The 26,463-nt window shown below is 73.3% G+C and carries 22 protein-coding genes; 6 read left to right on the top strand and 16 right to left on the bottom strand.

Annotated features, from left to right (window positions below; genetic code table 11):
• The first annotated feature begins 166 nt into the window (after window positions 1-166).
• Together ADK86_RS07840 and lysX are read left to right on the top strand one after the other, a co-directional pair.
• The gene (locus ADK86_RS07840) at window positions 167-1,378 is read left to right on the top strand and encodes a L,D-transpeptidase (protein ID WP_053695932.1); all 1,212 of its coding nucleotides are present in this window, start codon (window positions 167-169) and stop codon (window positions 1,376-1,378) included.
• Window positions 1,379-1,404: 26 nt separating this feature from the next.
• Window positions 1,405-4,722, top strand: a complete 3,318-nt coding sequence (gene lysX / locus ADK86_RS07845; protein ID WP_053695933.1) for a bifunctional lysylphosphatidylglycerol synthetase/lysine--tRNA ligase LysX — start codon at window positions 1,405-1,407, stop codon at window positions 4,720-4,722.
• A 60-nt stretch (window positions 4,723-4,782) separates the two neighbouring features.
• Here lysX and ADK86_RS07850 read toward each other — a convergent pair whose 3' ends face one another.
• Genes ADK86_RS07850 through ADK86_RS07870 form a run of 5 tightly spaced genes read right to left on the bottom strand, consistent with a single transcriptional unit; the run spans window position 4,783 to window position 10,909 of the window.
• Entirely contained in the window at window positions 4,783-5,832 is a 1,050-nt protein-coding gene (locus tag ADK86_RS07850) for a 2-hydroxyacid dehydrogenase (protein ID WP_053695934.1), read from the bottom strand.
• Between the two features lie 39 nt (window positions 5,833-5,871).
• Window positions 5,872-6,504, bottom strand: a complete 633-nt coding sequence (locus ADK86_RS07855; RefSeq protein WP_053695935.1) for a histidine phosphatase family protein — start codon at window positions 6,502-6,504, stop codon at window positions 5,872-5,874.
• The gene (locus ADK86_RS07860; protein ID WP_053695936.1) at window positions 6,501-8,006 is read right to left on the bottom strand and encodes an FGGY-family carbohydrate kinase; all 1,506 of its coding nucleotides are present in this window, start codon (window positions 8,004-8,006) and stop codon (window positions 6,501-6,503) included. Before ADK86_RS07860 ends, ADK86_RS07855 begins: the two co-directional genes overlap by 4 nt.
• Window positions 7,999-9,588, bottom strand: a complete 1,590-nt coding sequence (locus ADK86_RS07865) for an FGGY-family carbohydrate kinase (RefSeq protein WP_053695937.1) — start codon at window positions 9,586-9,588, stop codon at window positions 7,999-8,001. Before ADK86_RS07865 ends, ADK86_RS07860 begins: the two co-directional genes overlap by 8 nt.
• Before the next feature lie 13 nt (window positions 9,589-9,601).
• The gene (locus tag ADK86_RS07870; RefSeq protein ID WP_053695938.1) at window positions 9,602-10,909 is read right to left on the bottom strand and encodes an MFS transporter; all 1,308 of its coding nucleotides are present in this window, start codon (window positions 10,907-10,909) and stop codon (window positions 9,602-9,604) included.
• A 278-nt stretch (window positions 10,910-11,187) separates the two neighbouring features.
• Here ADK86_RS07870 and ADK86_RS07875 point away from each other — a divergent pair, with 278 nt between their 5' ends.
• Window positions 11,188-11,967, top strand: coding sequence for a DeoR/GlpR family DNA-binding transcription regulator (locus ADK86_RS07875; protein WP_053695939.1), 780 nt, complete (start codon window positions 11,188-11,190; stop codon window positions 11,965-11,967).
• A 9-nt stretch (window positions 11,968-11,976) separates the two neighbouring features.
• On the opposite strand, the gene ADK86_RS07880 is transcribed toward ADK86_RS07875, so the two are convergent.
• The 4 genes from ADK86_RS07880 to ADK86_RS07895 are packed head-to-tail and all read right to left on the bottom strand — an operon-like array spanning window position 11,977 to window position 16,424.
• Window positions 11,977-13,464 carry an aromatic amino acid ammonia-lyase gene (locus ADK86_RS07880; RefSeq protein ID WP_053695940.1) on the bottom strand — a complete coding sequence of 496 codons (1,488 nt, stop codon included), beginning with the start codon at window positions 13,462-13,464 and terminating at the stop codon, window positions 11,977-11,979.
• 60 nt (window positions 13,465-13,524) lie between these two features.
• Window positions 13,525-14,040: a hypothetical protein gene (locus ADK86_RS07885; protein ID WP_053695941.1), complete on the bottom strand. Its 516-nt coding sequence runs from the start codon at window positions 14,038-14,040 to the stop codon at window positions 13,525-13,527.
• Between the two features lie 60 nt (window positions 14,041-14,100).
• Entirely contained in the window at window positions 14,101-15,165 is a 1,065-nt protein-coding gene (locus ADK86_RS07890; RefSeq protein ID WP_053695942.1) for a beta-ketoacyl-[acyl-carrier-protein] synthase family protein, read from the bottom strand.
• Window positions 15,165-16,424 (bottom strand): cytochrome P450, encoded by a 1,260-nt coding sequence (locus ADK86_RS07895; protein ID WP_159393810.1) that lies wholly within the window; start codon window positions 16,422-16,424, stop codon window positions 15,165-15,167. The genes ADK86_RS07890 and ADK86_RS07895 overlap by 1 nt, the downstream gene beginning before the upstream one ends.
• A gap of 130 nt (window positions 16,425-16,554) precedes the next feature.
• Here ADK86_RS07895 and ADK86_RS07900 point away from each other — a divergent pair, with 130 nt between their 5' ends.
• Window positions 16,555-18,108, top strand: a complete 1,554-nt coding sequence (locus ADK86_RS07900) for an acyl-CoA synthetase (protein WP_053695944.1) — start codon at window positions 16,555-16,557, stop codon at window positions 18,106-18,108.
• A gap of 18 nt (window positions 18,109-18,126) precedes the next feature.
• Here ADK86_RS07900 and ADK86_RS07905 read toward each other — a convergent pair whose 3' ends face one another.
• The gene (locus tag ADK86_RS07905; protein ID WP_030370198.1) at window positions 18,127-18,477 is read right to left on the bottom strand and encodes a VOC family protein; all 351 of its coding nucleotides are present in this window, start codon (window positions 18,475-18,477) and stop codon (window positions 18,127-18,129) included.
• Between the two features lie 174 nt (window positions 18,478-18,651).
• Here ADK86_RS07905 and ADK86_RS07910 point away from each other — a divergent pair, with 174 nt between their 5' ends.
• Window positions 18,652-19,173: an ATP-binding protein gene (locus ADK86_RS07910; RefSeq protein ID WP_053695945.1), complete on the top strand. Its 522-nt coding sequence runs from the start codon at window positions 18,652-18,654 to the stop codon at window positions 19,171-19,173.
• 18 nt (window positions 19,174-19,191) lie between these two features.
• Here the strand turns inward: ADK86_RS07910 and ADK86_RS07915 are convergent, their stop codons facing one another.
• From ADK86_RS07915 to ADK86_RS07935, 5 genes are all read right to left on the bottom strand, one after another.
• Window positions 19,192-19,851 carry an ABC transporter ATP-binding protein gene (locus ADK86_RS07915; protein WP_053695946.1) on the bottom strand — a complete coding sequence of 220 codons (660 nt, stop codon included), beginning with the start codon at window positions 19,849-19,851 and terminating at the stop codon, window positions 19,192-19,194.
• A complete protein-coding gene (locus tag ADK86_RS07920; protein ID WP_053695985.1) occupies window positions 19,844-20,797 on the bottom strand; it encodes an ABC transporter ATP-binding protein in 954 nt (317 codons plus the stop codon). The genes ADK86_RS07915 and ADK86_RS07920 overlap by 8 nt, the downstream gene beginning before the upstream one ends.
• Before the next feature lie 65 nt (window positions 20,798-20,862).
• On the bottom strand, window positions 20,863-21,777 hold the full coding sequence (locus ADK86_RS07925) for an ABC transporter permease (RefSeq protein ID WP_053695947.1): 915 nt from the start codon (window positions 21,775-21,777) through the stop codon (window positions 20,863-20,865).
• On the bottom strand, window positions 21,770-22,735 hold the full coding sequence (locus ADK86_RS07930; RefSeq protein WP_053695986.1) for an ABC transporter permease: 966 nt from the start codon (window positions 22,733-22,735) through the stop codon (window positions 21,770-21,772). The genes ADK86_RS07925 and ADK86_RS07930 overlap by 8 nt, the downstream gene beginning before the upstream one ends.
• Before the next feature lie 29 nt (window positions 22,736-22,764).
• Window positions 22,765-24,363, bottom strand: a complete 1,599-nt coding sequence (locus tag ADK86_RS07935; RefSeq protein WP_053695948.1) for an ABC transporter substrate-binding protein — start codon at window positions 24,361-24,363, stop codon at window positions 22,765-22,767.
• Window positions 24,364-24,476: 113 nt separating this feature from the next.
• Between ADK86_RS07935 and ADK86_RS07940 the strand changes: the two genes are divergently transcribed.
• Window positions 24,477-24,959: a hypothetical protein gene (locus ADK86_RS07940; RefSeq protein WP_053695949.1), complete on the top strand. Its 483-nt coding sequence runs from the start codon at window positions 24,477-24,479 to the stop codon at window positions 24,957-24,959.
• A 21-nt stretch (window positions 24,960-24,980) separates the two neighbouring features.
• Here ADK86_RS07940 and ADK86_RS07945 read toward each other — a convergent pair whose 3' ends face one another.
• Window positions 24,981-26,378, bottom strand: a complete 1,398-nt coding sequence (locus ADK86_RS07945) for a hypothetical protein (RefSeq protein WP_107088435.1) — start codon at window positions 26,376-26,378, stop codon at window positions 24,981-24,983.
• Window positions 26,379-26,463: the final 85 nt, after the last annotated feature.

A 26,463-nucleotide genomic window follows, 5' to 3' on the forward strand; every position in this document is an offset into this window, starting at 1 on the left:
GGGCACACGGCGAAGACGCAGGACAGAACCACGCCACCGCGCGGACGCGCCGCGCGCCGGTGGCGCAAGCGTGTCGTGGATCACGTCACGCAGCGCAACGCGACACAGATGGTTCGCGTCTTAGCGGCCGACATCCGCCGGACACCGCTCTCCGAAAGCTCCCCCCATGAGTCCTGCCCCCACCCCGCACCGCCGCCGGCCGCAGCGCGCCGCGCGGGCCGCGCTGGCGCTGGCGCCGCTGCTCGGCACCGTTGTGCTGTCCGCCTGCGGAGGCCCCGCGGCGTCCGCGTCCAAGGGTGCTCCGGTACGGGTGACACTCGGCGCGGCGAACGGCACGAAGACCGTGCAGGCGGGCGACAAACTCCAGGTCAGCGCCGCCGGCGGCAATCTGACCAAGGTGGTCGTGACCGACCCGAAGGGCCGCCGGCTGCCCGGCGGGCTCGGCGACGGCGGCCGGGTGTGGACCTCCCACGAGCCGACCGCGCCGGACACCAAGTACTCCGTCGCGGCCGAGGCCCGTAACGCACAGGGCGGAACGAACGAGGTCAAGGAGTCGCTGACCACCGCGAAGGCGGACAAACTCAACAAGGTCGTGCTCAGCCCCGGCTCGCAGGGCGCCGTCGTAGGGATCGCCCAGCCGGTCTCGATCACCTTCGACTTCCCGGTGACCGACCGGGCCGCCGTGGAGAGGCACCTGAAGGTCACCACCGACAACGGCACGCCCGGCGCGTGGGGCTGGGTCAAGGACTGGTCCGGCAAAGACCGGGTGGACTGGCGCCCCAAGGAGTACTGGAAGCCGGGCACCAAGGTGGGGCTGCGCGCCGACCTGAACGGCGTGGACTCCGGCGGCGGCCGGTACTTCGCCAAGGACTACGACCTGAACTTCACCATCGGTGCCGGCCATGTGATCAAGGTGGATCTGGACAGCAAGCACCTGACGTTCACCGAGAACGGAAAGGAGGTGAAGGACATGCCTTTCTCCGCCGGGCGGCCGGACGCGCAGCACTCCACCTGGACGGGCGTCTTCCCGCTCATGGCGAAGGAGGGCACGATCAACATGAACTCCGAGACCGTGGGACTGGGCGACGCGTACGACAAGATGGTCCGCGACTCCATGAAGCTCACCGACTCCGGGACGTACGCGCACGCCGCGCCGTGGAACGCCGGCAAGGTGGGCCGGGTCAACGACAGTTCCGGCTGCATCGGGCTGACCGATGCCGACGCCGACTGGCTCTACGCCAGGGTCCGCGTCGGCGACCCGTTCGAGGTCACCGGTTCCTCCGTAAGGGGGAGGGCGGCCGAGAACAACGGTCTCGGGGACTGGATGGTCGACTGGTCCCAGTGGCAGAAGAAGAGCGCCCTCCCATCGAGCAGCTGACCCCCTACAGAGCCTAATGTGACGGAATGAGCACCGTGCAGGACCAGGACCAAATAACGGCGTGGGCGCGCTTCAGTCGCCGCGTGCCCAACGGCTTCGCCATCTTCTACAGCCTTCTGGGGCTGTACTGCGCCGTCACGGCGCTGATCGGGCCGCTGCGGCGCGGCCTGAAACCGGTCACCGAATGGCTGGACACCCTGACCATCGTCGTCGAGCCGAACCTCGCGTACGCGGTCTTCCTCTTCCTGCTGGCCGCGGCCATGACCGCGCGCAAACGGGTGGCCCTGTGGTTCGCCGTCGTCTACATGGTGCTGGTGACGCTGACCGACGCGATCCTCGTGATCGACGGCTTCCCCGAGTACTACTTCTCCCTGGTGCTGTGCTCGGCCGCACTGGTCCTGCTGCTGGTCGCGCACCGCGAGTTCTACGCGGTGACCCGCCGCGGCGCGTTCTGGCGCGCCGCGGGCGTGCTGGTCGCGGGTCTCGTGGTGTCGATCCTCATCGGCTGGGGCCTGGTGTCGCTCTTCCCGGGCAGCCTGGAGCGCGGCGCCGACGCCCGGCTGCTGTGGGCGGCCGACCGGGTCTGCGGCGGTACGCTCAGCAACCACCAGTTCCACGGCCACCCGCCGCACTGGATCATCTTCCTGCTCGGTCTGTTCGGCGCGCTGTCGCTGCTGAACGCGGCCCTGACGCTCTTCCGGTCGCAGCGCATGGAGGCCGCGCTGCACGGTGACGAGGAGACCCGTATCCGGGCGCTGCTGGCCCGCTACGGCGGCCGGGACTCGCTCGGCTACTTCGCCACCCGCCGCGACAAGGCCGTGGTCTTCTCCCCCAGCGGCAAGGCCGCCGTGACCTACCGCGTGGAGGCCGGCGTCTGCCTGGCCAGCGGTGACCCGGTCGGTGACCGCGAGGCGTGGGGCCCGGCCATCGAGGAGTGGCTCAAGGTCGCCGGGCGCTACGGCTGGCAGCCGGCCGTCATGGGCGCCAGCGAGGACGGCGCGAAGGCGTTCGCGCGCAGCGGCCTGAGCGCGCTGCAGCTCGGTGACGAGGCGATCCTGCACGTCAAGGACTTCGACCTGGACGGCCGCGAGATGCGGGTGACCCGCCAGGCGGTCAACCGTGTCGAGCGCACCGGCGCCACCTTCCGGGTGCGCCGCCACTCCGAGCTGTCCGACGCGGAGATGCAGGAGGTCATCCACCGGGCCGACGCGTGGCGCGACACCGAGACCGAGCGCGGCTTCTCGATGGCGCTGGACCGGCTCGGCGACCCCGAGGACGGCGACTGCCTGCTGGCCGAGGCGTTCGACGGCGACGGCAACATGATGGCGCTGCTGTCGTTCGTGCCGTGGGGCAAGGACGGCATCTCGCTGGACGTGATGCGCCGGGACCGCAGCGCCCCGAACGGCGTGATGGAGTACATGGTCGCGCAGCTGTGCGCGCACGCGGGCGCGCTCGGCGTGCGCCGTATCTCGCTGAACTTCGCGGTCTTCCGGTCCGCCTTCGAGGAGGGCGCGCGCATCGGCGCGGGGCCGATCCTGAAGGTCTGGCGCAAGCTGCTGCTGTTCTTCTCCAAGTGGTGGCAGCTCGAAGCGCTGTACCGCTCCAACGCGAAGTACGCCCCCGAGTGGTACCCGCGTTTCCTGTGCTACGCGGACACCGGCGCCCTGGCCCGTATCGGCATGGCCTCCGGTATCGCCGAGGGCTTCGTGGCCGTGCCGAGCCTGGGCAAGCTGTGGGGCAAGGGCCACAAGAAGCGGGTGCTGACCCCGGCCACCACCGCCCACCTGCCGTCGCTGGACGAGCTGGGCCTGGTCGAGCAGCCCCCGGCGACCGAGGAGGAGCTGCGTCAGCGGGAGCTGGCGGCCCTGCCGGAGCAGGTGCGTGTGCGGCACCGCAAGCTGGAGCGGCTGCGCGAGGAGGGCGTCGACCCGTACCCGGTCGGTGTGCAGCGCACCCACACGCTCGGCGACGTCCGCGACGAGCACCCGGACCTGGAGTCCGGTACGCGTACGGGCAAGGTGGTGCGGATCGCCGGCCGGGTGCTGCTCACCCGTGACCACGGCGGTGTGCTGTTCGCCGTGCTGCGCGACTGGTCGGGCGACCTCCAGGTGGCGCTGACCCGCGAGGGCACCGGCGCGGACGAGCTGGCGCGGTTCGGCTCGGACATCGACCTGGGCGACCACATCGAGGCCGAGGGCGAGGTCGGCGCGAGCGACCGCGGCGAGCTGACGGTCTTCGTGACCCACTGGCGGCTGACGGCCAAGTGCCTGCGCCCGCTGCCGGACAAGCGGCGGGGTCTGTCCGACCCGGAGGCCAAGGTCCGCCAGCGCTACGTGGACCTGGTCGTCTCGCCGGACTCCCGGGACAACCTGCGGGCGCGCAGCACCGCAGTGCAGGCGCTGCGCCAGGGTCTGATCGAGCGCGGCTACCTGGAGGTCGAGACGCCGATGCTCCAGCAGATCCACGGCGGTGCCAACGCGCGCCCGTTCCAGACCCACATCAACGCCTACGACCTCGATCTGTACCTGCGTATCGCCCCCGAGCTGTATCTGAAGCGGCTGTGCGTGGGCGGTATGGAGAAGGTCTTCGAGATGGGGCGCACGTTCCGCAACGAGGGCATCTCCTACAAGCACAACCCCGAGTTCACGATGCTGGAGGCGTACCAGGCGTTCGCCGACTACGACGTGATGCTCGACCTGACGCGGGAGCTGATCCAGGGGGCGGCGGTCGCCGCGTTCGGCAGCGCCACCGCCCGCAAGGCGGACGCGAACGGCAAGCTCGTCGAGCACGACATCTCGGGCATCTGGCCGGTCAAGACGGTGTACGGCGCGATCTCCGAGGCCCTGGGCAAGGAGGTCGACGCGGACACGAACCCGGACGTGCTGCGCCGTCTGTGCGGGCGTTCCGGGGTGCCGGTGAAGCCGGAGATGGGCCGCGGCGACATCGTCCTGGAGATGTACGAGCGGCTGGTCGAGGAGAAGACCACGCTGCCCACCTTCTACAAGGACTTCCCCACCGATGTCTCGCCGCTGACCCGCCAGCACCGCAAGGACCCGCGGGTCGCGGAGCGCTGGGACCTGGTGGCGTTCGGTACGGAGCTGGGCACCGCCTACTCGGAGCTGACCGACCCGGTCGAGCAGCGGCGCCGGCTGACCGCCCAGTCGCTGCTGGCGGCGGGCGGCGACCCGGAGGCCATGGAGCTGGACGAGGACTTCCTCCAGGCCCTGGAGTACGCGATGCCGCCGACCGGTGGTCTGGGCATCGGCGTGGACCGGCTGGTCATGTTCCTCACCGGTCTGTCGATCCGCGAGACGCTGCCGTTCCCGCTGGTGCGGCGCCGGTAGGCACAGTGACGCAAAAGGAGGGCCGTCCCCTGGTGGGGACGGCCCTCCGTCGTATCCGGGTCAGTTGCCCAGCACCGCCGGGTTGGCGCAGTGCGCGAGCGGTTCGCCGCGCAGGAAGCGGGCGGCCTCGGCGGCGACGATACGGGCCGCCTTGTGCGCGACCTGGCGGCTGCCGCCCGCGATGTGCGGGGTGAGCACGACGCCGGGCGCGGTCAGCAGGCGGGATGCGGCCGGGACGGGCTCCTCGGGGAAGACGTCGAAACCGGCGCCCCTGAGGTGGCCCGATTCCAGCGCGTCGCAGACCGCCTCGTAGTCCAGGAGCGCGCCGCGGGCGCAGTTGACCAGGACGGAGCCGCGCGGCATGGCGGCGAGCTGCGCCCGGCCGATCATGCCGCGGGTCTCGTCGGTGAGGCGGGCGTGCAGGGAGACGATGCGCGAGCGGTTCAGCAGCTCGTCCAGGCCGACCTGCTCGGCGATGCCGGCCAGCGCCTCGGGGGCCGCGTACGGGTCGTGGACGAGGACGTGGGCGCCCATGGCGGCGAGCACCTTGGCGACCCGGCTGCCGATCGCCCCGTACCCGATCAGGCCGACGGTGGTGCCCTCGATCTCGATGCCGCACTTGTCGTAGTCGTAGTAGTCGCCGCGCCAGACGCCCTGCCGCAGGTCGGTGTGGGTGTCGCCGACGCCGCGGGCTGCCGCGAGGAGCAGGGTGAGGGTGTGTTCGGCGGTGGCGGTGGCGTTGCGGCCGGGGGCGTAGCAGACGGCGACGCCGTGCCGGGTGGCGGCGTCCAGGTTGGCGTTGACCGGCCCGCCGCGGCCGACGCAGAACAGTTCCAGGTCGGGGCAGTGGGCAAGGATGCGCTCGGTGAGCGCGGCGTGTTCGGTGACGCAGATCCGGACGCCCTGGAGCGCCTCGATGAGCTGGTCCTCCGTACCGGACGCCTCGTCGACCTCGGCGACCTTGCCGAGCGGGGTGTGCGGCCAGGGCAGTTGCAGCTCCCGGATCTGTCCGGCGGTCACCGCGCCGCCGGTGGCCTCGGTGACCGCCTCGGTGAGCAGGCTCGGGAGGATGAAGTGGTTGCCGGCGGCGAGGACGGTGGGGCTGCTCATGGGGTGTTTCTCCTGGGGTGTGGGCGGGGGCGGTGCGGGTCAGTGCAGCGGTGCGGTGACCGGCGCGGGGACGGCGGGAACGTTCAGGCGCAGCAGCGCCGCCTGGCCGTCGCGGACGCGCAGTTCGGTCAGCGCGCCGTTGAGGAGCCGGGGGAAGACGCGCCGGTAGTCGGCGAGCGGGATGCCCAGCAGGTGGCAGAGGAGGATCCGGACGAGGGTGGAGTGGGCGACGATCAGGACGCGGCCGTCCGGGTGGGCGCGCGCGATGTCGGCGAGGCAGTCGGCGGCGCGTACGGCGGCGGCGCGCGGGTCCTCGCCGCCGGGGAGGTGGTGGCCGACCGGGTCGGCGAGGAACGCCTCCAGCTCCTCGGGGAAGCGGCGGCGCATCTCGGCCCTGGTCAGGCCCTCGCCGCGGCCGAAGTCCACCTCGTAGAGGCGGGCGTCGACGTGCGGGGTCAGGCCGCAGGCCGCGGCGGCGGGCTCGGCGGTGCGGCGGGCGCGGGACAGCGGGGAGCACCAGACGGCGTCCAGGCGGGCGGTGGCGGCCCAGTCGGCGAGGGCCGCCGCCTGCTCCTCACCGCGGCCGGTCAGCGCCACGTCGGTGAGCCCGGCGTAGCGGTTCTCGGCGTGCCACTCGGTCTCGCCGTGGCGTACGAGGATGAAGTCGGTCACTGTGCGGCCCTCCTGCGGGCGTGGTCGGCCACGGCCCGGGCGAGCCGGCCACGGCGGGTCAGTTCGTCGACGAAGCGGAGATAGGCGGGGCGCAGCCGGGCGGTGCGCGCCGGGTCGGGGGTGAGCGGGGTGCCGGTGCGGACCATGGCGCCGGCGGCCTCCTGGAGGGGGACGCCGCCGGAGGTGGCGGCGAGGACGGCCATGCCGAGGGCGCCTTCGGCCTGTTCGGGCAGGTGGGCGGGGCGGCCGAGCAGATCGGCGCGCAGCTGCGACCAGTAGGCGTTGCGGGCGCCGCCGCCGGTGAAGGTGAGGGGCCCGTCGACGGGGGCGCCGAGGTGGTCGAGGTAGTCGAAGCAGAGGCGTTCGACGCAGGCGACGCCGAGCAGGAGGGCGTGGAATTCCTGGGCGCGGGTGGGGGTGTCGCCGAGGGTGAACGGCTCGGCGTCGGGGGCGCGGAAGGGGAAGCGTTCGCCGCCCGCGGAGCCGAGCGGGTAGGTGACCGCGTCCCAGTCGGCGCCTTCCCGTACGGCCTGTGCGGTGAGCGCGTCGAGGTCGTCGCCGTTCTCCGGGGTGAAGCGCCGTGCCAGGACGCCTGCGCCGGAGCTGGAGGCGCCGCCGGGCAGCCAGGTGCCGTCCGGTCCGCGGTGGCAGTAGACGACGCCGTGCGGGTCGCGGATCAGGTGCGGGCTGACGCCCTTGAGGACGAGCGTGGTGCCCAGGACCGAGTTCCAGGCGCCGGGTGTGAGGGCGCCGGCGCCGATCTGGGCGGCGCAGCCGTCGGTCATTCCGGCGACGACGGCTGCGCCCTGGGGGATGCCGGTGGCTTCGGCCGCGGCGGCGCAGACCGTGCCGAGGACGGTGCCGGGCCGTACGACCTGCGGCAGGACGCGCTCGGGCACGCCGATCCTGGCCAGTTCGGCGGACGGCCAGCGCTCGTCGACGAGGTGGTAGCCGGTCTTGAGGGCATGGCTGGCGTCGGACGGGACCTGACGGCCGATCAGCCGCCAGGTGATGAGGTCGGGCTGGTGCAACAGCCGGGCCCGCTCGCCGAGGCCGGGGTCCCGGCGCAGCAGCCACAGCAGTTTCGGCAGGGCCCACGAGGGCTGCATGCTGCGGTAGCCGAGCTCCTGCCACACCGCTCCCCCGGCCTCGTTGACGGCCGCGGCCTCTTCGGCGGCGCGGCCGTCGTCGTACATGAGGCCCGGCGTGAGCGGGGTCCCATCGTCGGCGGCGAGGAGGATCGTGCCGGAGGTGGCGTCGAGGGCGAGGCCGCGCACCCGGGACGGGTCGATGCCGTCGAGGGCTTCGCGGCAGGCGGCCGACAGTGCGCTCCACCACTCCTCGGGCCGCTGCCCGTGCTGTCTGCCGTCGCGGTGGCTGGTCAGCGGCCGGGAGGCGGCGGCGAGCAGCTGCCCGGTCCCGTCCACGGCGACGCAGCGGGCGCTCTGCGTACCGAGGTCGAGACCGAGCCAGACGGCGTCGGCGGTCAGGGCGTCAGACACGGTGCGGGACTCCTAGGGCGGGGGTTTCGGGTGGTGCGACTGTCTGTGGCGACAGGGCCGGGGGCCGGTCGGTGGCTGCTGCGGTGCTGCCGGTCCTGGGGCGCCAGCCTGCCTCGCGGGCGAGGGCACGCCAGTGCAGGAAGTCCTCGTACAGCTCCGCGTACTGGGCGGTGCGCTCCGGGTCGGGGTCCCAACTCGAGCGCATCCGTACGTACTTGGAGGCGGCGCTGTGCATGCTGGACTCGGCGCCGCAGAGCACCAGGCCGGTGAGGAAGGCGCCCTTGGCGCCCAGTTCGGTGTCGCCGGAGCGGGCGGTCGGCACGCCCGTGGCGTCGGCGATGAGCGCGCACCACGCGTCGCTGTTGGCGCCGCCGCCGCACAGCCGCAGCTCGGTGACCTCCGTGCGGGAGGCGACGAGCGAGTCGCGCAGCACCAGCGAGAGGCCGTCGAAGACCGCGCGGGCCATGTCGGCGCGGGTGTGTTCCAGGGACAGGCCCCAGAACCCGCCGCGCGCGTGCGCGTCGAGGAACGGCGCCCGCTCGCCCGCCGGGGAGAGGTACGGCAGGAACATCAGCCCGCGCGCGCCCGGCTCCGACGCGAAGGCCAGCCGGGCCAGTTCCGGCGGCCCGGACAGGTGCAGGGTGCGCGCGGCCCAGCCGAGCACCTCGGCGCCGTTGAGGGTCGGGAAGGCGCGCAGGACCCGTTCCCGGCCGCGGTAGGCGATGTTGATGCCGGACGGTTCGCCGGTGGTGTCCACGGCCGTCCGGACGATCTCCGTGCAGAGCGTGGTGCCGAGGATGCTGCACGCCTGGCCGGGGTTGACCACACCGACACCGCGCGCCGTGGCGGCGATGTCGTACGGGGCCATCACGACCGGCAGCCCGGCGGGCAGCCCGAGCTGTCCGGCCGCCTCGGAGGTGATCTCGGCGATCCGCTCGTGCTCGCCCAGCACCTTCGGCAGCAGCCGTTCGTAGCCGGTCAGGCCGAAGAGATCGAGGAGGTACGGGTCGTACGCGCCGGTGGCGTGGTCGAGGAAGGGCGCCGAGGCGTCCGATTCGTCGATGGCGGTGACACCGGTGAGCCGCAGGAAGAGCCAGCCGGCGGCGGTGAGCGCGGAGCGGGAGCGGGCGAGCCGGTCCGGGTCGTGCCGGGCCAGCCACGCGAAGATGGCGTTGGGCATGCCGGCGCAGGTCAGCGAGCCGTTGCGGCGGAAGGCCGCCTCCAGGACACCGTCCTGCTGCCACTGGCCGAGGAGGTCGCCCGCACGGCCGTCGGACCACAGGATCGCGGGTCCGGTGGGGCGGCCGCGGTCGTCCACCAGCCAGGCGCCGTCGCCCTGGGCGGTGAAGGAGACCAGCCACACCGGGTCGGCGGGGCCGGGGCGGGCGGCGAGTTCGGACAGCGCGTTGCGGACGGTGAAGACGACGGCGTTCCATACGGCGTCCATGTCCTGTTCGGCCCGGCCCGGGCGGGGGCGCAGCACTTCGGTGGCCAGGCGGGAGACGGCGATCTCCCGGCCGCGGTCGTCGAAGACCACGGACTTGATCATCGTGGTGCCGACATCGATGGTCAGTACGGACATCGGGTACGTCCTTTCACGCCGCTGCCGAGGCGGACGGCGCGGTGGCGGCGGCGCGCGCCGGTGCCGTGCCCGGCTCGTCCGGCAGCTTCAGGAAGACGGTGAGCGCGGTACTGACCGCGTACATCCCCGCGAAGATCCAGACCACCCCTTCGACGCCGAGCGGCCCGGCGAAGGCCGCGACGACGGCCGGTCCGACGAAGGTGCTGGCGCCCGCGCCCAGGTTGAGCGCCGCCAGCGCCTGGCCCTTGTGCCGGGGCTCCAGAGAGGGCATCAGGGCCGATATCGGGACGTATCCTGCCAGCGTAGCGCCGTAGAAGGCGGCCACCATCAGGGCCAGGGGGAAGTTCGCGCCCGCCGCCTGCGGCACGTAGAACAGCAGCAGCGTGCTGACCGTGCAGCCGGCGCCGCCGAACCAGGCGATGGTGCGGCGCCAGCCGATCCGGTCGCCGATCAGGCCGCACAGCAGGTTGGCGACGATGTTGGTGGCGAACATGGCGCTGAGCAGGTGCAGCCACTGGGTGAGGCCGAAGCCGACGGTGCGGGTGAAGTGCACCGGCATGATGACGAAGAAGCCGAACTGCGAAGCGGTGTTGATGGTCCGCACGAGGGCGCCGGTGCCGACCCGGGGGTTGCGCCACAGGATGGTGACGCTGCCGATCAGGGTGGTCAGCGGGCCGTCGCCCTCGCCGCGTGGCCGTTTGCCGCCGCGGTCGTCCCGCACCAGCAGCAGGGCGATCAGGCCGCCCGCGGCGACCAGGACCAGGGCGGCCCACAGTGTGGCGTACGCGCCGATGTGCGGGATGAGGCCGCTGGCGACCAGCGAGCCGAGGGTGGGCAGGCCGCCGGTGAAGGCGAACCAGAACCAGCCCATGGCGGTGCCGAGCCGGGCCCGCGGCGCGACCCCGGCGATCCAGACGAGGAAGCCGTACGCGAACAGCGGGTATCCCAGGCCGCGCAGGCCGTAGCCCAGCATCATCAGCGGGTAGCTGCCCAGCGGGACGGCCGCGGCGAGGAAGACGGCCTGGAAGGCGGCCCAGACGGCGAGGCCGGTCCACATGACGCGGCGCGGGCCCCACAGTTCGGACAGGACGCCGGAGAGCCAGGCGGCCACGCCGGCCGCGACGCCGTAGACAGTGAACAGCAGCGCCACCCGGGGCTCGGGGATGCCCCGGTCGATCAGGTACGGCGAGAGATAGCCGGACTCGACCCCGTCCCCGATCATGAACAGGAGCAGGCCCAGGTAGCCCCAGGCGAGGGTCGGCGGGATGCCCAGGCGGGTGATCGCCCGTGTGATCGGTGAACGCGGGAGAGGGTTCTTCATCGAATCTCCCCTTTCTGCGGCGGCAGGCGGTGGCAGGGGGCCTGCGGAGCGGACGCAGCCGATGCAACAGTCCGGCCGAAACCATGGTCAATGGTGGCCGGAAATCTTCGCATCGGGCCGGTCGCCTGCCATGTTGCGTCGCGACGGAACCGCCGGTGGGGACCGCTTCCGGCGCGACCGCCACGTTAAATCCATGCGAACATAACGCGGCGAATTCACACGGCGTACGGGTGCGCGCCACCCGCCGCACGCACCCGTACGGCACCGGAAGGGGCACCATGGACCGGCTCGAAGCCCAGGACGAACGGCGGCGGCGCCTGCGCGAGGCGGTCATCGCCCGCGGGTTCGTGCGCACTGCCGACCTCGCCGAGGAGTTCGGGATCAGCCTGATGACGGCCCACCGCGACCTGGACGCCCTCCAGGCGCAGGGCTGGCTGCGCAAGGTGCGCGGCGGGGCGACGGGGCTGCCGTCGGCGCAGTTCCACGGGAGCGTGGCCGACCGGATGGCCGTCATGGCGCCGGTCAAACAGGCTCTCGCGCGCGCTGCGGCCACGCTGCTGGTGCCCGGCCAGACCGTCCTGCTCGACGACAGCACCACCTGTCTGCTGCTGGCGCACCGGTTCGCCGAGCACACGCCGCTGACCGTCATCACCAACTCGCTGCCGGCCGTCACCACCCTCGCCAAGGAGCCCGGCATCTCCCTGATCACCCTGGGCGGCGCCTACTTCCCGGCGTACGACGCGTTCATGGGCCCGCACACGGCGGACGCGGTACGGGAGTTCCGCGCCGATGTGCTGTTCCTGTCCACCACCGCCGTCACCAACGGCCGCTGCTACCACACCTCGCCGGAGACCGTGCAGGTCAAGCGGGCGATGATGGAGAGCGCCGGGCGGCGGGTGCTGGTCGCCGACCACACCAAGTTCACCAAGGGCGGGCTGTACGCACTGGCGCCGCTGACCGACTTCGACCTGCTGGTGGTGGACGACGGGCTGCCGGCGGCGGAGGTGCGGGCCGTACGGGCGCGGGGCACCGAGGTGATGGTGGTGCCGCGGCCCTGAGAGCGGCGGTCAGCAGGCGCGGTCGAGCACGTCGGCGGCTTCGCGCACGGACACCGCCCACGGCCGGTCCCGCGCCACGGTCGGTTCGAGGGCGTCCAGGAGACGGGTGCAGGAGGCGGCGGTGGGGCGGCGGGCGCCGACGCGTACGGCCTGGAACAGGGCCACGGCGAGCGAACCGTGCAGCAGGCGCAGCGTCCGGGCCTGCCGGAGCGCGGTGAACGCGGCCTGGATGCCGAACGGGACGATGTCCTGGTTGTGCCAGTTGGTGGGCACGCTCTGCATGGCGGCGGGCGTGGCGGCCCGGCGCATCGCGACGACCAGGGAGGTCGCGGCGAGCTGGACGCCCTGCACGCCGTGGTCGCGGCCGGGGTCCTCGGCGAGCATGGGGTTGAGGCCGCCGTTGCGCCGGGTGTCGATCAGCAGGTCCAGCTGGCGTTCGGCGAGGTTGGCCAGCTGGGCGGCGGTGATGGACATCAGGTCGGCGGCGAAGGCCACCTGCTGTCCGAAGAAGTTGCCGCCGTGGGCGACGACATCGCGCTCCGGGAAGAAGAGCGGGTTGTCGCTGATGCCATTGAGGTCGTCGGTGACGACCTGGCGGGCGTGGCGCAGACTGCTCTCCGCCGCCCCGAGGATGTGCGGCGCGCAGCGCAGGGTGTACGGCTCCTGGAGGGCGCGGGTGCCGCTCGGCTCATGGCCGGTGAGCCGTTCGCGCAGGTCGGCGGCGCGGTACGCGGTGTCGTCGTGGCCCAGCGCCTCGAAGATCTCGGGGGCGGTGAAGTCGGGGCGGCAGCCGAGGACACCGGCGAGCAGGGCGGTCAGCGCGGTCCCCGCGGCGACCGAGCGGTGCAGCGCGGCGAGCGCGAGGCCGGCGCCCGCCGCGGTGACGGAGGTGCCGTTGACCAGGCCGAGGGCGTCCCGCCCGGACAGTTCCAGCGGCCGCAGCCCGGCCGCGGCGAGGGCTTCGGCGGCGGGCATGCGCATGGCGCCGAGATAGGCGTCGCCACGCCCCTGGAGGGAGCGGATGGCATGGGCCAGGGGTGCGAGGTCGCCGCTGGCGCCGACCGAGCCGTACTCGGGCATGACCGGCGCGAAGGACGTGCCGAGCATGTCCACCAGGGCGTCCACGGCGGTGGGGGCCACGCCGGAGTGGCCACGGGCCAGGCTCCACAGGCGGGTGAGCAGCGTGGCGCGGGCCACCGGCGGGTCCAGGTCCGGGCCCTGGCCGACTTCGAGGTGGCTGAGCACGTTCTCGCACTGGTCCGCGCCCTCGTCCTGGCCCGCGAAGACGACGAGGGGCCCGAAGCCGGTGGTGGTGCCGTAGATCTCGCGGCCCTTTTCCATACAGGTGTGCAGATAGTCGTGGCAGCGCGCGACGGCCTTACGGGAGTCGTCGTCGAGCCGTACGGTGACGGGCCCGGCGGCGGTTTCGAGCGCCTCGGGGGTGAGGAGCGAGGGGAACTTCAGATCGGCGGTGGGGGGCCGGAGGGTCGAGGGCATCGTCTTCCTTGGGGGGAGGTTCGGTGCGGGCAGCCGGTGACGGTGCGGCTGCGGTGGGGCTCAGGTATTGCCGGTCGTGAACAGGTGGGCCCAGGCCGTGCCGGGCGCTCCCGGACCGTCGCCCGGATCGGCGGCGATGGCCAGGACCTGGTCGGCGTCGCCCGTCGCGAGGAGGCGGGCCGTGGTGCCACGGGCCGCGGCGAGCGGGTCGCCGATGGCGAGCGTGGCGACGAGCGGGCCGGTCAGGCCCCATACGGCGCTGAGATGGCCGAGCGCCGTGGAGGGCACGTTCTGGAACAGCAGCGGTTTGGGCACCTGGCGCCGCCCGGCCACCGCGTCGTCGATGGCGGTCTGGGTGACCATGTCGCCGCGGGTGGACGCGAGGACGAGCGCGGTGCGCGGGCCGATGTCCAGGGGCAGCGGGGGCGTGCCGTACCGGTCGGTGAGGCAGCGCTCGCCGACGGCCACCAGCAGCGGCGCGAAGGCGGAGGTCTCGAAGCGCGGCACCTCCGGCAGGCGGGCCGCCGGGTCGTCCGGGGGCGGCCACTGGGCACGGGTCTCAATGGTCAGTTCCATGGCGTCCTCATGGGGCTCTGCCCGCACGCGTGATGTCGTGCGGCACGGGGTGGACTTCGGTCACGGCATCGCCAGGAGGAGGGCCGTGCAGACGCCGCCGAAGCCGCTGTTGAGGCTGAGGGCGTAGCGGGACTGCGGGGCGCGGCCCGGGCCGAGCACGAGGTCCAGGGGGCAGTCGTCGTCCGGGCCGAGGTGGTTGGCGTTGACGGGCAGCTCGCCGTGGCGGAAGGCGAGGGCGCAGACGGCCAGTTCGACCAGGCCGGAGGCTTCCAGGCAGTGCCCGTGCAGGGCCTTGGTGGAGCTGACCGGGGTCCGTACGCCGTACGGGGCCAGCGCGCTGACGATGGCGGCGGCCTCGCCCGCGTCGAAGGCGGGGGTGGCGGTGGCGTGGGCGTTCACGTAACCGATCCGGTCGCCGGTGAGCCCGGCGCGGCGCAGCGCGGTGGCGACGGCCGCGGCGGGGCCCCGGCCCTCGGGGTGCGGACGGCAGACGTGGTGGGCCTCGGCGGCGTTGCCCCAGCCGCGGACGTCGGCCCACGGCGGTGCGGTGCCGGAGTGTTCGAGGACCACGGCGGCGGCGCCGTCGCCGAGCACCGGGCCGTCGCGGCCCGCGCTGAAGGGGCGGCAGACGCCGCTCGGGGCGATGATGCCGGCGCTGTCGAAGGCGGCGAACATGCTCGCGTCGACGAAGCTGGCGCCGGCCACGACGGCCCGCCGCTCGGCGGTCGCCGCGATGAGGTGGGACGCCTCCGCGACGGCCGTGTTGGAGGCCGCGCAGGCGGCGGTGTGGACGGTGAGCGCCTCGCGCAGACCGCAGGCACCCGCCAGCTCGACGGCCAGCGCCGCCGTGTCGGGGCCGGCGTGCAGGGCGAGGACGAGGGGGGTGGCGGCCCGGTCGGCCGGGGACAGCTCCGCCTGGTCGCAGGACTCGCCGATGAGATGGGCCAGCTCCGTGAACAGATCGGGGGTGCCGGGGACGGTGGCGGCATGATGGGCGTTGTGCCGTGCGGTGTCGAAACGGGTGACCTGTGTGGTGGCGGGGGTCGCGGAGGTCAGGCCCTTCCAGAGCGCGTCCGGGCCGCGGCCGTACGCGGTGAGGACCGACAGGCCGGTGACGCGGGCCATCAGGAGACCACCGCGTGCCGGGGCTGGAAGGTGACGGGCAGCTCCGTCAGGCCCGCGGTGACGTGCAGATGGGTGATGCCGCCCGTGGAACCGCGCTGCCAGGGCAGCGTGTCGAGCGGCCGGGCGGCGGCGAGACCGGGCAGGCGGCGCAGCACGGCGCCGAGGGCCGTACGGCACAGCCGGACCGCGAACTGGCTGCCGAGGCAGAAGTGCGGGCCGTGCGCGAAGACCAGGTCCTGGCCGAGGTCCCGGTCGAGGTCGAGGCGGTTGGGTGCGGTGAAGCGGCGCGGGTCGCGGTTGGCGAGGGCGAGATGCACGATCACCGCGTCCCCCGGCGCCAGCCCGGCGCCGTACAGCTCCATCGGGCGGGTGGCGAAGCGCGGCATGGTGGCGGCCAGCGGGGAGGTGTAGCGCAGCAGTTCGCCGAGTCCACCGGCCACCCGGGCGGGGTCGGCGAGCAGGTCGGGGCGGTGCCAGAGGGAGTACAGGCTCGACGTGAGGAAGTCGGCGACCGGTTCGTAGGCGGAGACGAGCAGCAGGAAGAGGGTGGAGGTCAGCTGCCCTTCGTCCAGGCCCGCGGCGTCGGCGTGCGCGATCATCCCGCTGACGGCGTCGGGCCCGGGGCTGTCGCGCCGGAAGGCCACCAGGTCGTGCAGCAGCTCGCTCATGGCCGTACGGTCGGCGGCGTAGCGCACGCGGTCCGGGGAGCCGGGGGGATCGAACAGCGGGGACGGGCCCCAGCGCCGCAGCTCCAGGGCGCGCCGGACGAAATCGGGCGGATAGCCGAGGTGTTCGGTGATGGCCCGGACGGCGAAGGGGTGGGCGAAGTCATGGACGAGGTCGGCGCGGCCTCGGCCTGCGATCTCGTCGAGCAGGGTCTCGGCGAGCGTTTCCGCGCGGTCGGCGGTGTCCCGCACCCGCTCGGGCGTGAACGCCGACGCGCCCAGTTCGCGCAGCTGCCGGTGGAGGTCGCCGTCGGTGTTGAGCATGCTGCGGACGATGCTGTCGGTGACCTCCTTGCCGGTGAAGGCCAGATAGTCCGTCCAGCGCTCGCCGCCCCGTACGGCCGGTTTCGCAAAGCCGGAGTCCGTCAGCACCTGGCGCGCGGCGTCGTACCCGGACGCGACCCAGGCGGTGGAGCCGTCGGGCAGCTCCGCGCGCCACACCGGGGGTTCGCCCCGGGTGTCGATGCGCTCGGCCTCGGGGCTGTGGCGGACCCGCGCGTCCATCAGAAGTGCCGTACCGGGCCCTGCGGTCACCGCGGCCTCCCCACTCGTCGAACACTTAGCGTCACTATTAAATTACCATCGGTGATAAGTCATCACTACGCACCTCAGCCGCACGGGTGAGGCCCCCACCAGCAGCCGAGGCGGACGGAGCGAACCGCACATGGACGACGAAGGCATCGGCGCCTGGGCCGCACGGCGGGCCCGGCGCACCCCGCACCGCACGGCGCTCGTCCACGACGGCGCCCCGGTCAGCTACGCCGGCTTGTACGACCACGCGGCCCGCATCGCCCGCGCCCTGCGGGAGCACGGCGTACGCCAGGGCGACCGGGTGGGCTTCTTCGGCCCCAACCGGCCCGCCTTCCTGGCGTCCCTGTTCGCCGCCGGCCTGATGGGCGCGGTGTTCGTCCCGTTGAACGTACGGCTCGCCCCACCGGAACTGGCCTGGCAGCTGGCGGACTGCGGGGCCCGGGTCCTGCTGCGGTCCGGGGATCGTGCCGAGGAGGCGGGCGTTGCGGGGGTGGCGGTGATGGACGTGGACGACGCGGCCGTACGGGACGGCGAGGCACCGGGCGAACGGATCGGCACGACACGGGGTGCGGAGGCACGGGACGAACCGGCCGCGACGGTGGCGGCCGACGACCCCTGCCTCATCCTCTACACCTCCGGCACCACCGGACGGCCCAAGGGCGCCGTGCTCAGCCACGCCAACCTCACGTGGAACGCCGTCAACGTCCTGATCGACGAGGACCTGACGGCCGACGAGGTCGCCCTGGTCGCGGCGCCGCTCTACCACGCAGCGGCGCTGGGCATGCAGGCCCTGCCGGTGCTGCTGAAGGGCGGTACGTGCGTCCTGATGGAGTCCTTCGACGCGGGCGCGGCGCTCGATGCGGTCGAGCGGCACCGCGTCACGTCCCTGTTCGGCGTCCCCACCATGTTCCGGCGGATCGCCGCCCACCCGCGCTGGCCGCACGCCGACCTGTCGTCCCTGCGCACCCTGGTCTGCGGCGGCGCGCCCGTACCCGAAGCCCTGACGGCCGCCTACGAGCAGCGGGGGCTCACGCTCCGTCAGGGGTACGGCCTGACGGAGGCGGCGCCCGGCGTCCTGCTGACGCACCACGGGCACGCCGACGCCGGACCGGCGCACGCGGGAGCGGCACGCGCCGGGGTGCCGCACTTCTTCACCGATGTGCGCGTCGCGGACCCCGGCCCGGCCGGTCCCGCCGGGCCGGACACCGCCGCCACCGGCCGGACCGGCGAACTCCTCGTACGCGGCCCGAACGTCATGACCGGCTACTGGAACCGGCCCCAGCAGACCGAGGCCGCGCTCGCGGACGGCTGGCTCCGCACGGGTGATGTCGCGCGCGTGGACGCACACGGCGGGCTGACCGTCGTGGACCGCCTCAAAGAGGTGATCATCTCGGGCGGCGAGAACGTCTACCCGGCCGAGGTCGAGCACGCCCTGCTGGCCCACCCGGACGTCGCCGACTGCGCCGTGATCCCCGTGCCCGACGCGGAGTGGGGCGAGGTCGGCCGCGCGGTCCTGGTCGCGGCCCCGGGCGTGACCCTCGACCCGGAAGCGGTCCTCGCCTCCCTCACGAGCCGCCTGGCCGCGTACAAGATCCCCCGCTCCGCCGTGATCGCGCCGGAACTCCCCCGCACCGGCACGGGCAAGCCCGTACGCCGGCAGATCCAGGCACGCTACGGCTCGGCGTAGACCTGTCGCCCGGCCCCCTCAGCGATGACTCACCACATTCACCACCTTCCCGTTCGGATCCCGCACGAAGAACCGCCGCACCCCCCAGTCCTCGTCCCGCAACTCCCGCACGATGGGCGCCCCACTGGCCAGCACCGCCGCGTACACCGCGTCCACGTCCTCCACCTCGACGCTCATGTCCGGCGGGGTGTCGGGCGCCCCGCGGTCCTCGGTCATGAGGATGACCTGCGCGGTGGGATTCTCCGGCGACGCCATCGTCATCACCCACCCCAGATTCATCACCTCCTCGAACCCGAGCAGCCCGTAGAACTCCCGGCTCCCCTCCATGTCCTGCGAATGAATGTCGGGCACGACTCTGCGGACGGACATCAGCTGCTCCTTCTCAGGCGGGACGGGCGGGACGGACAGCACGTACGGCACCACTGACCCGACTATCGCAGGGGGCACTGACAACGGGCCGAAGCCGTACCGGCTTTCCGCCGTGCCCGTTCTGTGACACGTTCGGCACAGCCCCGCAGCCGGCCCGCCGCTAGCGTCGGGCCCATGATCGTATGGCTCAACGGCACCCATGGCGCGGGCAAGACGACGACCAGCGCACTCGTGCAGCAGCTGATCCCGGATTCACGGGTGTTCGACGCCGAGAAGGTCGGCGAGACACTGATGGACATCACGCCGGGGCTGCCCTGGACGGGCAATTTCCAGCACTGGCCACCGTGGCGGCCGCTGGTGGTCGAGACCGCCCGCCGCGTGCTCGACTACACCGGCGGCACTCTGGTGATGCCCATGACGGTGCTGGTCGAGGAGTACTGGCGGGAGATCAGCACGGGCCTCGCCGAACATGCCGTTCCGGTGCGGCACTTCGTCCTCCACGCCGACCAGGACACCCTCCGCGGGCGCATCGAGGGGGACACGGTCCTGGGCCCCTCCCCGTTCCGCCTCCAGTACCTTGAGCCCTACGCCGAGGCGGCCCGCACGTGGCTGCACGCCGAGGCCGAGGTCGTCGACACCACGCACCTCACGCCCGAGCAGGCCGCCGCGCGGATCGCGGAGGCTGTCAAGGGCTGAGGTCCGCCCGCACCGCGATCACCCGCGGTCCAGCTCGTCCCACCCCACCGTCCGCCCGCACCACCGCTCCAGCAGCACCCGGTCGTGCCCCACCGCCAGCAGTCCGGCGCCCGACGCGCGGCGGTAGTCCTCGACCACCGCCACGAGGGCCGCCGTGGTCGACGCGTCGAGCATGGCGGTCATCTCGTCGCAGATGAGCCAGCGGGGGCGGAGGATCAGGGCGCGGGCCAGGCAGGCGCGTTGCAGCTGGCCGTCGCTGACCTCGTGGGGGCGGCGGGTCAGCAGGTCGGTGGAGAGGCCGACGGCGGGGGCCAGTTCGGCGAGGCGGGCGGGGGCTTCGGTGCGGCGGCCGGTGGCGCGCAGGGGTTCGGTGATCAGGTCGGCGAGGCGGAGGCGGGGGTCGGCGGACAGCCGGGGCTGCTGGAAGACGACGCCGTACGCGGTGCGCTGGGCGCGCGAGGCGCGGTGCCGGTAGCCGGTGGCGGGCTCGCCGTCGAGGACGACGGTGCCGGCGTCCGGGCGGTGCAGCAGCGCCGCCACCCGGGCCAGCGTCGATTTGCCGCAGCCGCTGGGGCCGAGCAGGCCGACGGCCTCACCGGGCGCGATGCTCAGGGACACGTCGCGGACCACGGGGCGGTCGCGGTCGTAGCCCGCGGTGATCGAGCGGAGTTCAAGCACGGGCTGCTCCCCCGGGCGCGGCGGCCGCCGGTGTCTTCAGCGGGTGGTGGCAGGCGGTGCCGTCGGTGAGCGCGGGCACGGTGGCCGTGCACACGTCCGTACGCCGGTCGCAGCGGGCGGCGAAGGCGCAGCCGGGCGGGAGGGCGCCCAGCTCCGGCGGCATGCCGGGGATCGGGGTGAAGGCGCGGTCCGGGAGGGCGTCGAGCAGGCCGCGTGCGTACGGGTGGCGAGGTCCGGGGGTGCCGAAGAAGTCGGCCGCGTCGGCGAGTTCGACGATCCGGCCGGCGTACATGACGGCCACCCGGTCGGCGATCCGCTCGGCCGCGGCCAGATCGTGGGTGATCATGAGGAGCGCCCGTCCGGTGCCGTTCTCCGCGTCCCCGGGCGCGTCGATGTGGCGGCGCAGTTCGTCGACCGTACGGTCCACGAGGTCGCGGTCGAGGCCGGTCGTCGGCTCGTCGGCGAGCAGCAGCGGGGCGTCGCCGACCAACGCCAGCGCGGTCGCGGCGCGCTGGGCCAGACCGCCGGAGAGTTCATGCGGGTAGCGGTCGAGGTGCCCGGTGGGGAAGGCGGCGCGCGCCGCGGCCTGCTCCGCGGCGTCCCGCAGGGCGTGCTTCGGGGTGTCGGTCAGCTCCCGGACGGTCTCTTCGAGCTGTGCCCGCACCGTGCGTACGGGGGTGAGGTGGGCGGCCGGGCTCTGCGGCACCAGGCCGATGCGGCGGCCGCGTACCGAGCGGGACAGCTCGCGTTCGGAGGCGGTGAGCAGTTCCACGCCGTCCAGGTGCGCGGTGCCGGCGGTCTCCGCGTTGCCCGGGAAGAGCCCGAGCAGGGCGGAGGCCAGGACGGACTTGCCGCAGCCGCTCTCGCCGACGAGGGCCAGGCAGTGGCCGGGCGTGAGGTCGAAGGAGGCATCGGTGACGGCGGCGACGTGCCGCCCGCCGCGCATCCGGAACCGTACGGACAGGTCGCGGACGGACAGGACGGGCGACGAGGGGGCGGTGGGCGGCGGGGTCACAGCATCAGCTCCGATCGGCGGCGCGGGTTGATGCGTTCGCGCCAGGCACCGGCCAGGCCCGCGATGGCGAGCGTGGGGACGATGATGAACAGGCCCGGGAAGAGGGTCGGCCACCAGTCGCCCGCGAGCAGCGAACTGCGCGCGCTGTTGACCATGTTGCCGAGGCTCGCCTCGTGGGCGGGCAGTCCGAGCCCCAGGAAGGAGAGCGCGGACTCGTGCCAGATGGCGTGCGGCACCATCAGGACGGCGGCGAGCCCGGCCTGCGGCAGGACGCCGGGCAGCAGGTGGCGTACGGTCACCCGCCACCGTGAGGCGCCCCCGGAGACAGCCGCGTCGACGTACGGGCGCGACCGCAGGGAGAGCACCTCGGCCCGTACGATCCGGGCGGTCGAGAGCCAGTGGGTCAGCGCCACCGAGATGATCACGGGCCAGACACCGGGCCGGAACATCGCCACGATGAAGATGCCGAGCAGCAGGTGGGGCACGGAGGAGAAGAGGTCCACGACGCGCATCACGCCGCGGTCCGCCCAGCCGCCGAGCGCCCCGGCCAGCGCGCCGACCGCGGTGCCGATGACGGTGGCGGCGAGCGCCGCGACCACGCCGACGAGCAGGGAGACGCGCAGGCCGTAGACGCAGCGGAGCAGCAGGTCGCGGCCCACCTCGTCGGTGCCGAAGGGGTGGGCGGGGGAGGGCGCCCGGAGCTTGGCGGCGAGGTCGACGGCCTGTCCGTCCAGGGGGAACAGCAGGGGCACGGCGACGACGGCCAGGACGATGGCCGCCACCAGGGCGGCGGAGGTGCGTACGCGCAGGGTGCGGGTGCCGCGCCCGCCGCGCCGGGCGGTCCGCCGGTGCCAGTGGGTGGCGGCGGGCGTTCCGGCCGTCTCCCGGGTCGTCTTCACGGTGTCAGCCATCGAAACCCACCCTCGGATCGGCGAGTCCGTACAACAGGTCGGAGAGCAGGTTGCCGACCAGCACGGCGGCGGTGGCGAGCACCGTGAGCGCCGCCAGCAGCGGGAAGTCCACGCTCGTCGCCGCCCCGACGGTGGCGGCGGCGATGCCCGGCCAGCTGAAGACGGTCTCCACCAGCAGCGCGCCGGTGATCAGTTCCGGTACCCGGGAGCCGATCAGGGTGAGGACCGGCAGCAGGCCGGAGCGCAGGGCGTGCTGGAGCAGGACGGTGCGTTCGCTCAGGCCGCGGGCCCGCGCGCCCCGTACCGGGTCCTCCTCCAGCGCGTCGCCGACTCCCTGGCGTACGTAGAGCACGAACCACGGGAGCTGCGAGACGGCGAGGACCAGGGCCGGGAGGATCACATGGCGCGCGATCTGGCCGGCCGTGGCGACCTCGCTGCCGGTGTCGGTGAGCCCGCCGGCCGGCAGGACGCCCAGCTTGAGCGCGAACAGCCAGACGGCCAGCAGCCCGAGCCAGAACGGCGGAGCGGCCTCCAGGGTGTACGCGGCGGAGGTGACGGCGCGGTCGAGCAGCGAGCCGCGCCGCCGGGCCGCGAGCACGCCGAGCAGCGTGCCCACGGTGATCGCGACGACGAACGCCAGGGCGCACAGCAGCACCGACCAGCCGATGCGCTCGCCGATCACTTGCGAGACGGGGGCGCGCAGCGTCGCCGAGTCGCCCAGGTCGCCGGTGAGCGCGCCGGTCAGCCAGTGCCACCAGCGGCCGAGCAGCGGCTGGTCGACGCCGAGGTTGTGCCGGATCTGGTCCAGGTTCTCCTGGGAGGCGGTCAGGCCCGCGGTGCCCGCGTACGCCTTGACGGGGTCGAAGGGCGCGGCGGCGGCGACGGCGAACACGCCGAGGGTGACGGCGAGGAGGACCGGCACGGCGAGCAGCGCCCGCCGGCCCGTCATCCGCGCCATCGGCCCCCAGGGCAGCTGTGCGAGGCGGCTCACTTGGCGGGCTGCCAGTCCTCTACGTTCCACCACGGGCCGGAGGCCAGGCCGTGGTCGTGCGGCTCGACCTGGGTGGTGAGGTCCTTCCAGCGGTCCTTGACCACGTACAGGTGGTCGATGTGGGTGAGGAAGATGTAGGCGGGGTCCTCGACGAGTTCGCGCTGGATGGTGTCGTACCCGGCCTTGCGCGCGGCCTTGTCGTCGGTGCGGCGGGCGTCCACCAGCGCCTTGTCGACCTTGAGGTTGTCGTAGCGCGACATGTTGTTGAAGCCGTCGCCGGCCAGCGAGGAGTGCAGCAGCAGGTACTGGTCGAAGTCCGGGTCGGCGGGGCTGCCGCCGCCCGCGAGGACCGCGTCGGTCTTCATGTTCGGCTGGATCGCCTCCCACGGGCCGGACTCGACCTTGACCTCGATGCCGGCCTTCTTGGCGTCGGAGGCGAAGGCGAGCGCGTGCTCCTGGCGGAGCTTGTCGCCGGCGAGGTACCAGAGCTTGAAGGAGGCGGGCTTGCCGTCCTTCTCCCGGATGCCGCCCTCGCCCTTCTTCCAGCCGGCGTCGTCGAGGATCTGCCCGGCCTTCTTCAGGTCGTGGGTGCGTTCGGTGCCCTTGGCGAACCAGGGGCTGTCGGTCGGCACCGGCCCGTAGGCGGGCTTGCCGGCGCCGTCGAGGATGCCGTCCACCATGGCCTTGCGGTCCACGGCGATGTCCAGGGCCTGGCGGACCGCCTTGTCCCCGGTGACCTCGTTGGCGGTCGGCAGGGTGACGTTGCGGTAGTCGAACGTCTTGGCCGACAGGCTCTCCATGCCCTTGGCGGTCTTGAAGGTCGCGGCGAGGTTGGGCGGCAGGATGGCGCCGTCGAGGTCGCCGGAGCGCAGCCGGGTGGCGCGCACGTCGTCGTCCTTGATGATCGCCATGGTGAAGTTCTTCACCTTGGGCGCGCCGCCCCAGTAGTGCGGGTTGGCCTTGAAGGTGAGCTTCTCGCCCTTGGACCAGTTGGTGAGGATGTACGGGCCGGTGCCGACCGGGTGCGTGGTGAAGGACCCGGTGTTCACGTCCTGCTTGCCGGCGATGTGCCGCGGGGCGATGGGCAGGACGGTGCGCTCGGCGAACGGCGCGTAGGCGTACTTCAGGTGGAAGACGACGGTGCGGGCGTCCTTCTTCTCGACCTTCTCCAGGGCGTCCAGCTCGGCCTTGGAGGCGTTGTTGGTCTTCTCGTCGAGGATGGTCTCGTAGGTGAAGACCACGTCGTCGGCGGTGAAGGGCTTGCCGTCGCTGAAGGTCACACCGTCGCGCAGGGTGTAGGTGTACGTCCTGCCGTCGTCGGAGACCTCGGGCAGCTTCGCGGCCAGCGCGGGCTTGAGCTTCATGTACGCGTCGTGGGTGAGCAGCCCGTCGAAGATCTTGGAGTTGCCGTCCTTGCCGTAGCCCAGCAGCGGGCTCAGCGACTCCGGCTCGTAGGCGATGCCGACCACGGCGGAGTCCTGGGCGCCGGCCGCACCGCTCTTGCCGTCGGACGGCGTGGAACAGGCCGCCGCCCCGAACACCATGGCTCCCGCCAGTGCGGCGGCGGCCGCTGACCGTATCGACCGGGCCGTCATGCCCACTCCCTGCTGAAGATCGTCCGTTGTTGCAAAGCGCAGGCAATTAAACAGCATGTAAGAAACGGAAGCCCCGCCACCCCTGCCCGGCGGGCTCGCGCCATCATGGGCGGATGCCCTGCGCCCCTACGTCGGGCCCGTCCCCCGACCCCTTGTCCCGCCTGCCCGCCGCCCTCCGGGACGTGCCGTACGCCGGCGCCCGGTACCCCGGCGCGGCCCCGCTGCCGGGCCGCCACCCGTACGACGTGACGGCCGGGGCGAACTGCCAGCTCTACGCCTACGCCGTGCTGCGCCACTTCGGGCGCACGGTGCCGCCGCTGCGGTCCGCCGAGCTGTGGGCGGACACCGCGGCGACCGAGCGGGCCGCGCCGCCGGGCCCGCTGGACCTGGTGCTCTTCGACGCCGGGGAGGTGCCGGGGCGGCCCGCCGGGTACGGGGCGCACGTCGGCGTGCACTTGGGGCCCGGCCAGGTGCTGCACCTGTGCAAGGAGGCCGGGCGGCCCGCCGTGTGGTCGTACGCGGACTTCGCGGAGCGGGCCCGGTACGCGCGGTTCCTGGGCGCGAAGCGGGTACGGCAGGACCCCGTCAGCCGGTGACCTGAGGCCGCGCCGGCACGGTCACCAGTCCCCGCCGCCGAACCCTCCGCCGCTGTCGCCGAAGCCGCCACCACCGCCGAAGTCGCCGCCGCCGAAGCCGCCGGAGAAGTCGTCCGGGTTGAAGTCCGAGCCGGAGACGTCACCGCCCTCCGCCCCGGACGGGCCGCCGCCGAAGTCGGAGGCGTAGGCGGACGGGCCCATCAGGACGCTGCCCAGCATGGTGCCCACGAGCAGGCCCGGCAGCATGCCGCCGCCGAAGTAGCCGCCCGCCCAGGGGCCGTAGGCCGGTCCGGCGTCCCAGTACGGGCGCTGCCCGTGCTCGGTCTGCACCGTGCGGGCCATCGGCTCCTGGCCCTCCTCCAGGCGCGTCCGGTCGGCGGCGCAGACCGGGACCGTGCGCGGCGCCGCGCCGTCCGGCGCCCACTCCACATCGGCTACGGACGGGCCGTGCCGCGGGTCGAAGAAGCACGGCACCCGGCGTTCGGGCAGGGGCTCGCCCTTGCGCCGCGCGGCCAGGGTGGCCAGCGCGAACCGGCCGTCCTCCAGGGCCTTGGTCACCTGCTCGACGTCGCCGGGGCGCTCGGCGCGGCCCATCGCCGACTTGGCGTTCTCGTACGCGTCCAGCGCGTGGGTGTAGTCGGCGCGCATCGCGTCGTCGGCGCCGGGCTCGCCGGGGTGGAAGTCGAGGCGGTCCAGCTCCTCGCCGAAGGCGGTGATGTCCTCGTCCACCACGACGCGCAGCTGCTCCAGCGCGGCCCGCTCCTCCTCGGCGCGCTTCTTCTTGCTGCGGCGGGCCAGCGCGAACGCGCCACCGCCGCCGATGACCACCAGCGCGCCCAGGCCGACGAGCGCGCCGGTGCTCACGCCGTCGCCGTCGCCGCCCCAGGAAGCGGGCTCGTGGCCGGACGCCTGCTGCGTGGCGGTGTCCACGAAGCTGTTCAGGCGCTCCTTGGTGCTGCCGTAGTCGGAGCGCTGGGTCGCGCCGACGAGGTTGCGTACGGAATCGCGCGACATCACCCGCCTGTCGGCGGCGGCGTTGAACCGGTCGCCCAGTTCGACGGCGTAGACGCCGCTGATGCCGGTCTTGGTGCGCAGGTCCTTCAGGAGCGTGGCGGGCTGGTATTCGGCGGCCTTGGGCAGCACCGCGACGAAGACCGGCTTCCCGGAGTCCTTGATCTTCTGGGCCAGGGCTCCCGCGTCGGTGGCCGACAGTTCGCCGGAGGCCCGCGGGTCCACGTACACCGGCCCCTTCTTCAGGGCCGCCGCCGCCTCGTCCAGCCCGCCGGCGGCCCGCGCGCCGGGAGCCACGGCCGTGAGTACCGCCAGGAGGGCGGCCGCCAGGAAGAGCGCCGGGCCGGCCTGCGAGCGCTGGAGGAGCGCCGCTCGGGAGACCGGGGAGCGCCGGGTTGCGATCTTCATGAGTACGACGCTACCCGAACCACACTTTCGACACATAACGGATACGTAACGGGCACAACGCGACGAACCCGCCGGGCACGGCACC

It is taken from the genome of Streptomyces sp. NRRL F-5755 (assembly GCF_001279365.1).
Classification (GTDB): Bacteria; Actinomycetota; Actinomycetes; order Streptomycetales; family Streptomycetaceae; genus Streptomyces; species Streptomyces rimosus.

Excerpts from the sequence above, each read along its gene's own strand:
- ADK86_RS07840 (WP_053695932.1), top strand. The coding sequence starts at position 167 with ATGAGTCCTGCCCCCACCCCGCACCGCCGCCGGCCGCAGCGCGCCGCG.
- lysX (WP_053695933.1), top strand. The coding sequence starts at position 1,405 with ATGAGCACCGTGCAGGACCAGGACCAAATAACGGCGTGGGCGCGCTTC.
- ADK86_RS07850 (WP_053695934.1), bottom strand. The coding sequence starts at position 5,832 with ATGAGCAGCCCCACCGTCCTCGCCGCCGGCAACCACTTCATCCTCCCG.
- ADK86_RS07865 (WP_053695937.1), bottom strand. The coding sequence starts at position 9,588 with ATGTCCGTACTGACCATCGATGTCGGCACCACGATGATCAAGTCCGTG.
- ADK86_RS07870 (WP_053695938.1), bottom strand. The coding sequence starts at position 10,909 with ATGAAGAACCCTCTCCCGCGTTCACCGATCACACGGGCGATCACCCGC.
- ADK86_RS07875 (WP_053695939.1), top strand. The coding sequence starts at position 11,188 with ATGGACCGGCTCGAAGCCCAGGACGAACGGCGGCGGCGCCTGCGCGAG.
- ADK86_RS07880 (WP_053695940.1), bottom strand. The coding sequence starts at position 13,464 with ATGCCCTCGACCCTCCGGCCCCCCACCGCCGATCTGAAGTTCCCCTCG.
- ADK86_RS07885 (WP_053695941.1), bottom strand. The coding sequence starts at position 14,040 with ATGGAACTGACCATTGAGACCCGTGCCCAGTGGCCGCCCCCGGACGAC.
- ADK86_RS07890 (WP_053695942.1), bottom strand. The coding sequence starts at position 15,165 with ATGGCCCGCGTCACCGGCCTGTCGGTCCTCACCGCGTACGGCCGCGGC.
- ADK86_RS07900 (WP_053695944.1), top strand. The coding sequence starts at position 16,555 with ATGGACGACGAAGGCATCGGCGCCTGGGCCGCACGGCGGGCCCGGCGC.
- ADK86_RS07905 (WP_030370198.1), bottom strand. The coding sequence starts at position 18,477 with ATGTCCGTCCGCAGAGTCGTGCCCGACATTCATTCGCAGGACATGGAG.
- ADK86_RS07910 (WP_053695945.1), top strand. The coding sequence starts at position 18,652 with ATGATCGTATGGCTCAACGGCACCCATGGCGCGGGCAAGACGACGACC.
- ADK86_RS07920 (WP_053695985.1), bottom strand. The coding sequence starts at position 20,797 with ATGCGCGGCGGGCGGCACGTCGCCGCCGTCACCGATGCCTCCTTCGAC.
- ADK86_RS07925 (WP_053695947.1), bottom strand. The coding sequence starts at position 21,777 with ATGGCTGACACCGTGAAGACGACCCGGGAGACGGCCGGAACGCCCGCC.
- ADK86_RS07930 (WP_053695986.1), bottom strand. The coding sequence starts at position 22,735 with ATGGCGCGGATGACGGGCCGGCGGGCGCTGCTCGCCGTGCCGGTCCTC.
- ADK86_RS07935 (WP_053695948.1), bottom strand. The coding sequence starts at position 24,363 with ATGACGGCCCGGTCGATACGGTCAGCGGCCGCCGCCGCACTGGCGGGA.
- ADK86_RS07940 (WP_053695949.1), top strand. The coding sequence starts at position 24,477 with ATGCCCTGCGCCCCTACGTCGGGCCCGTCCCCCGACCCCTTGTCCCGC.
- ADK86_RS07945 (WP_107088435.1), bottom strand. The coding sequence starts at position 26,378 with ATGAAGATCGCAACCCGGCGCTCCCCGGTCTCCCGAGCGGCGCTCCTC.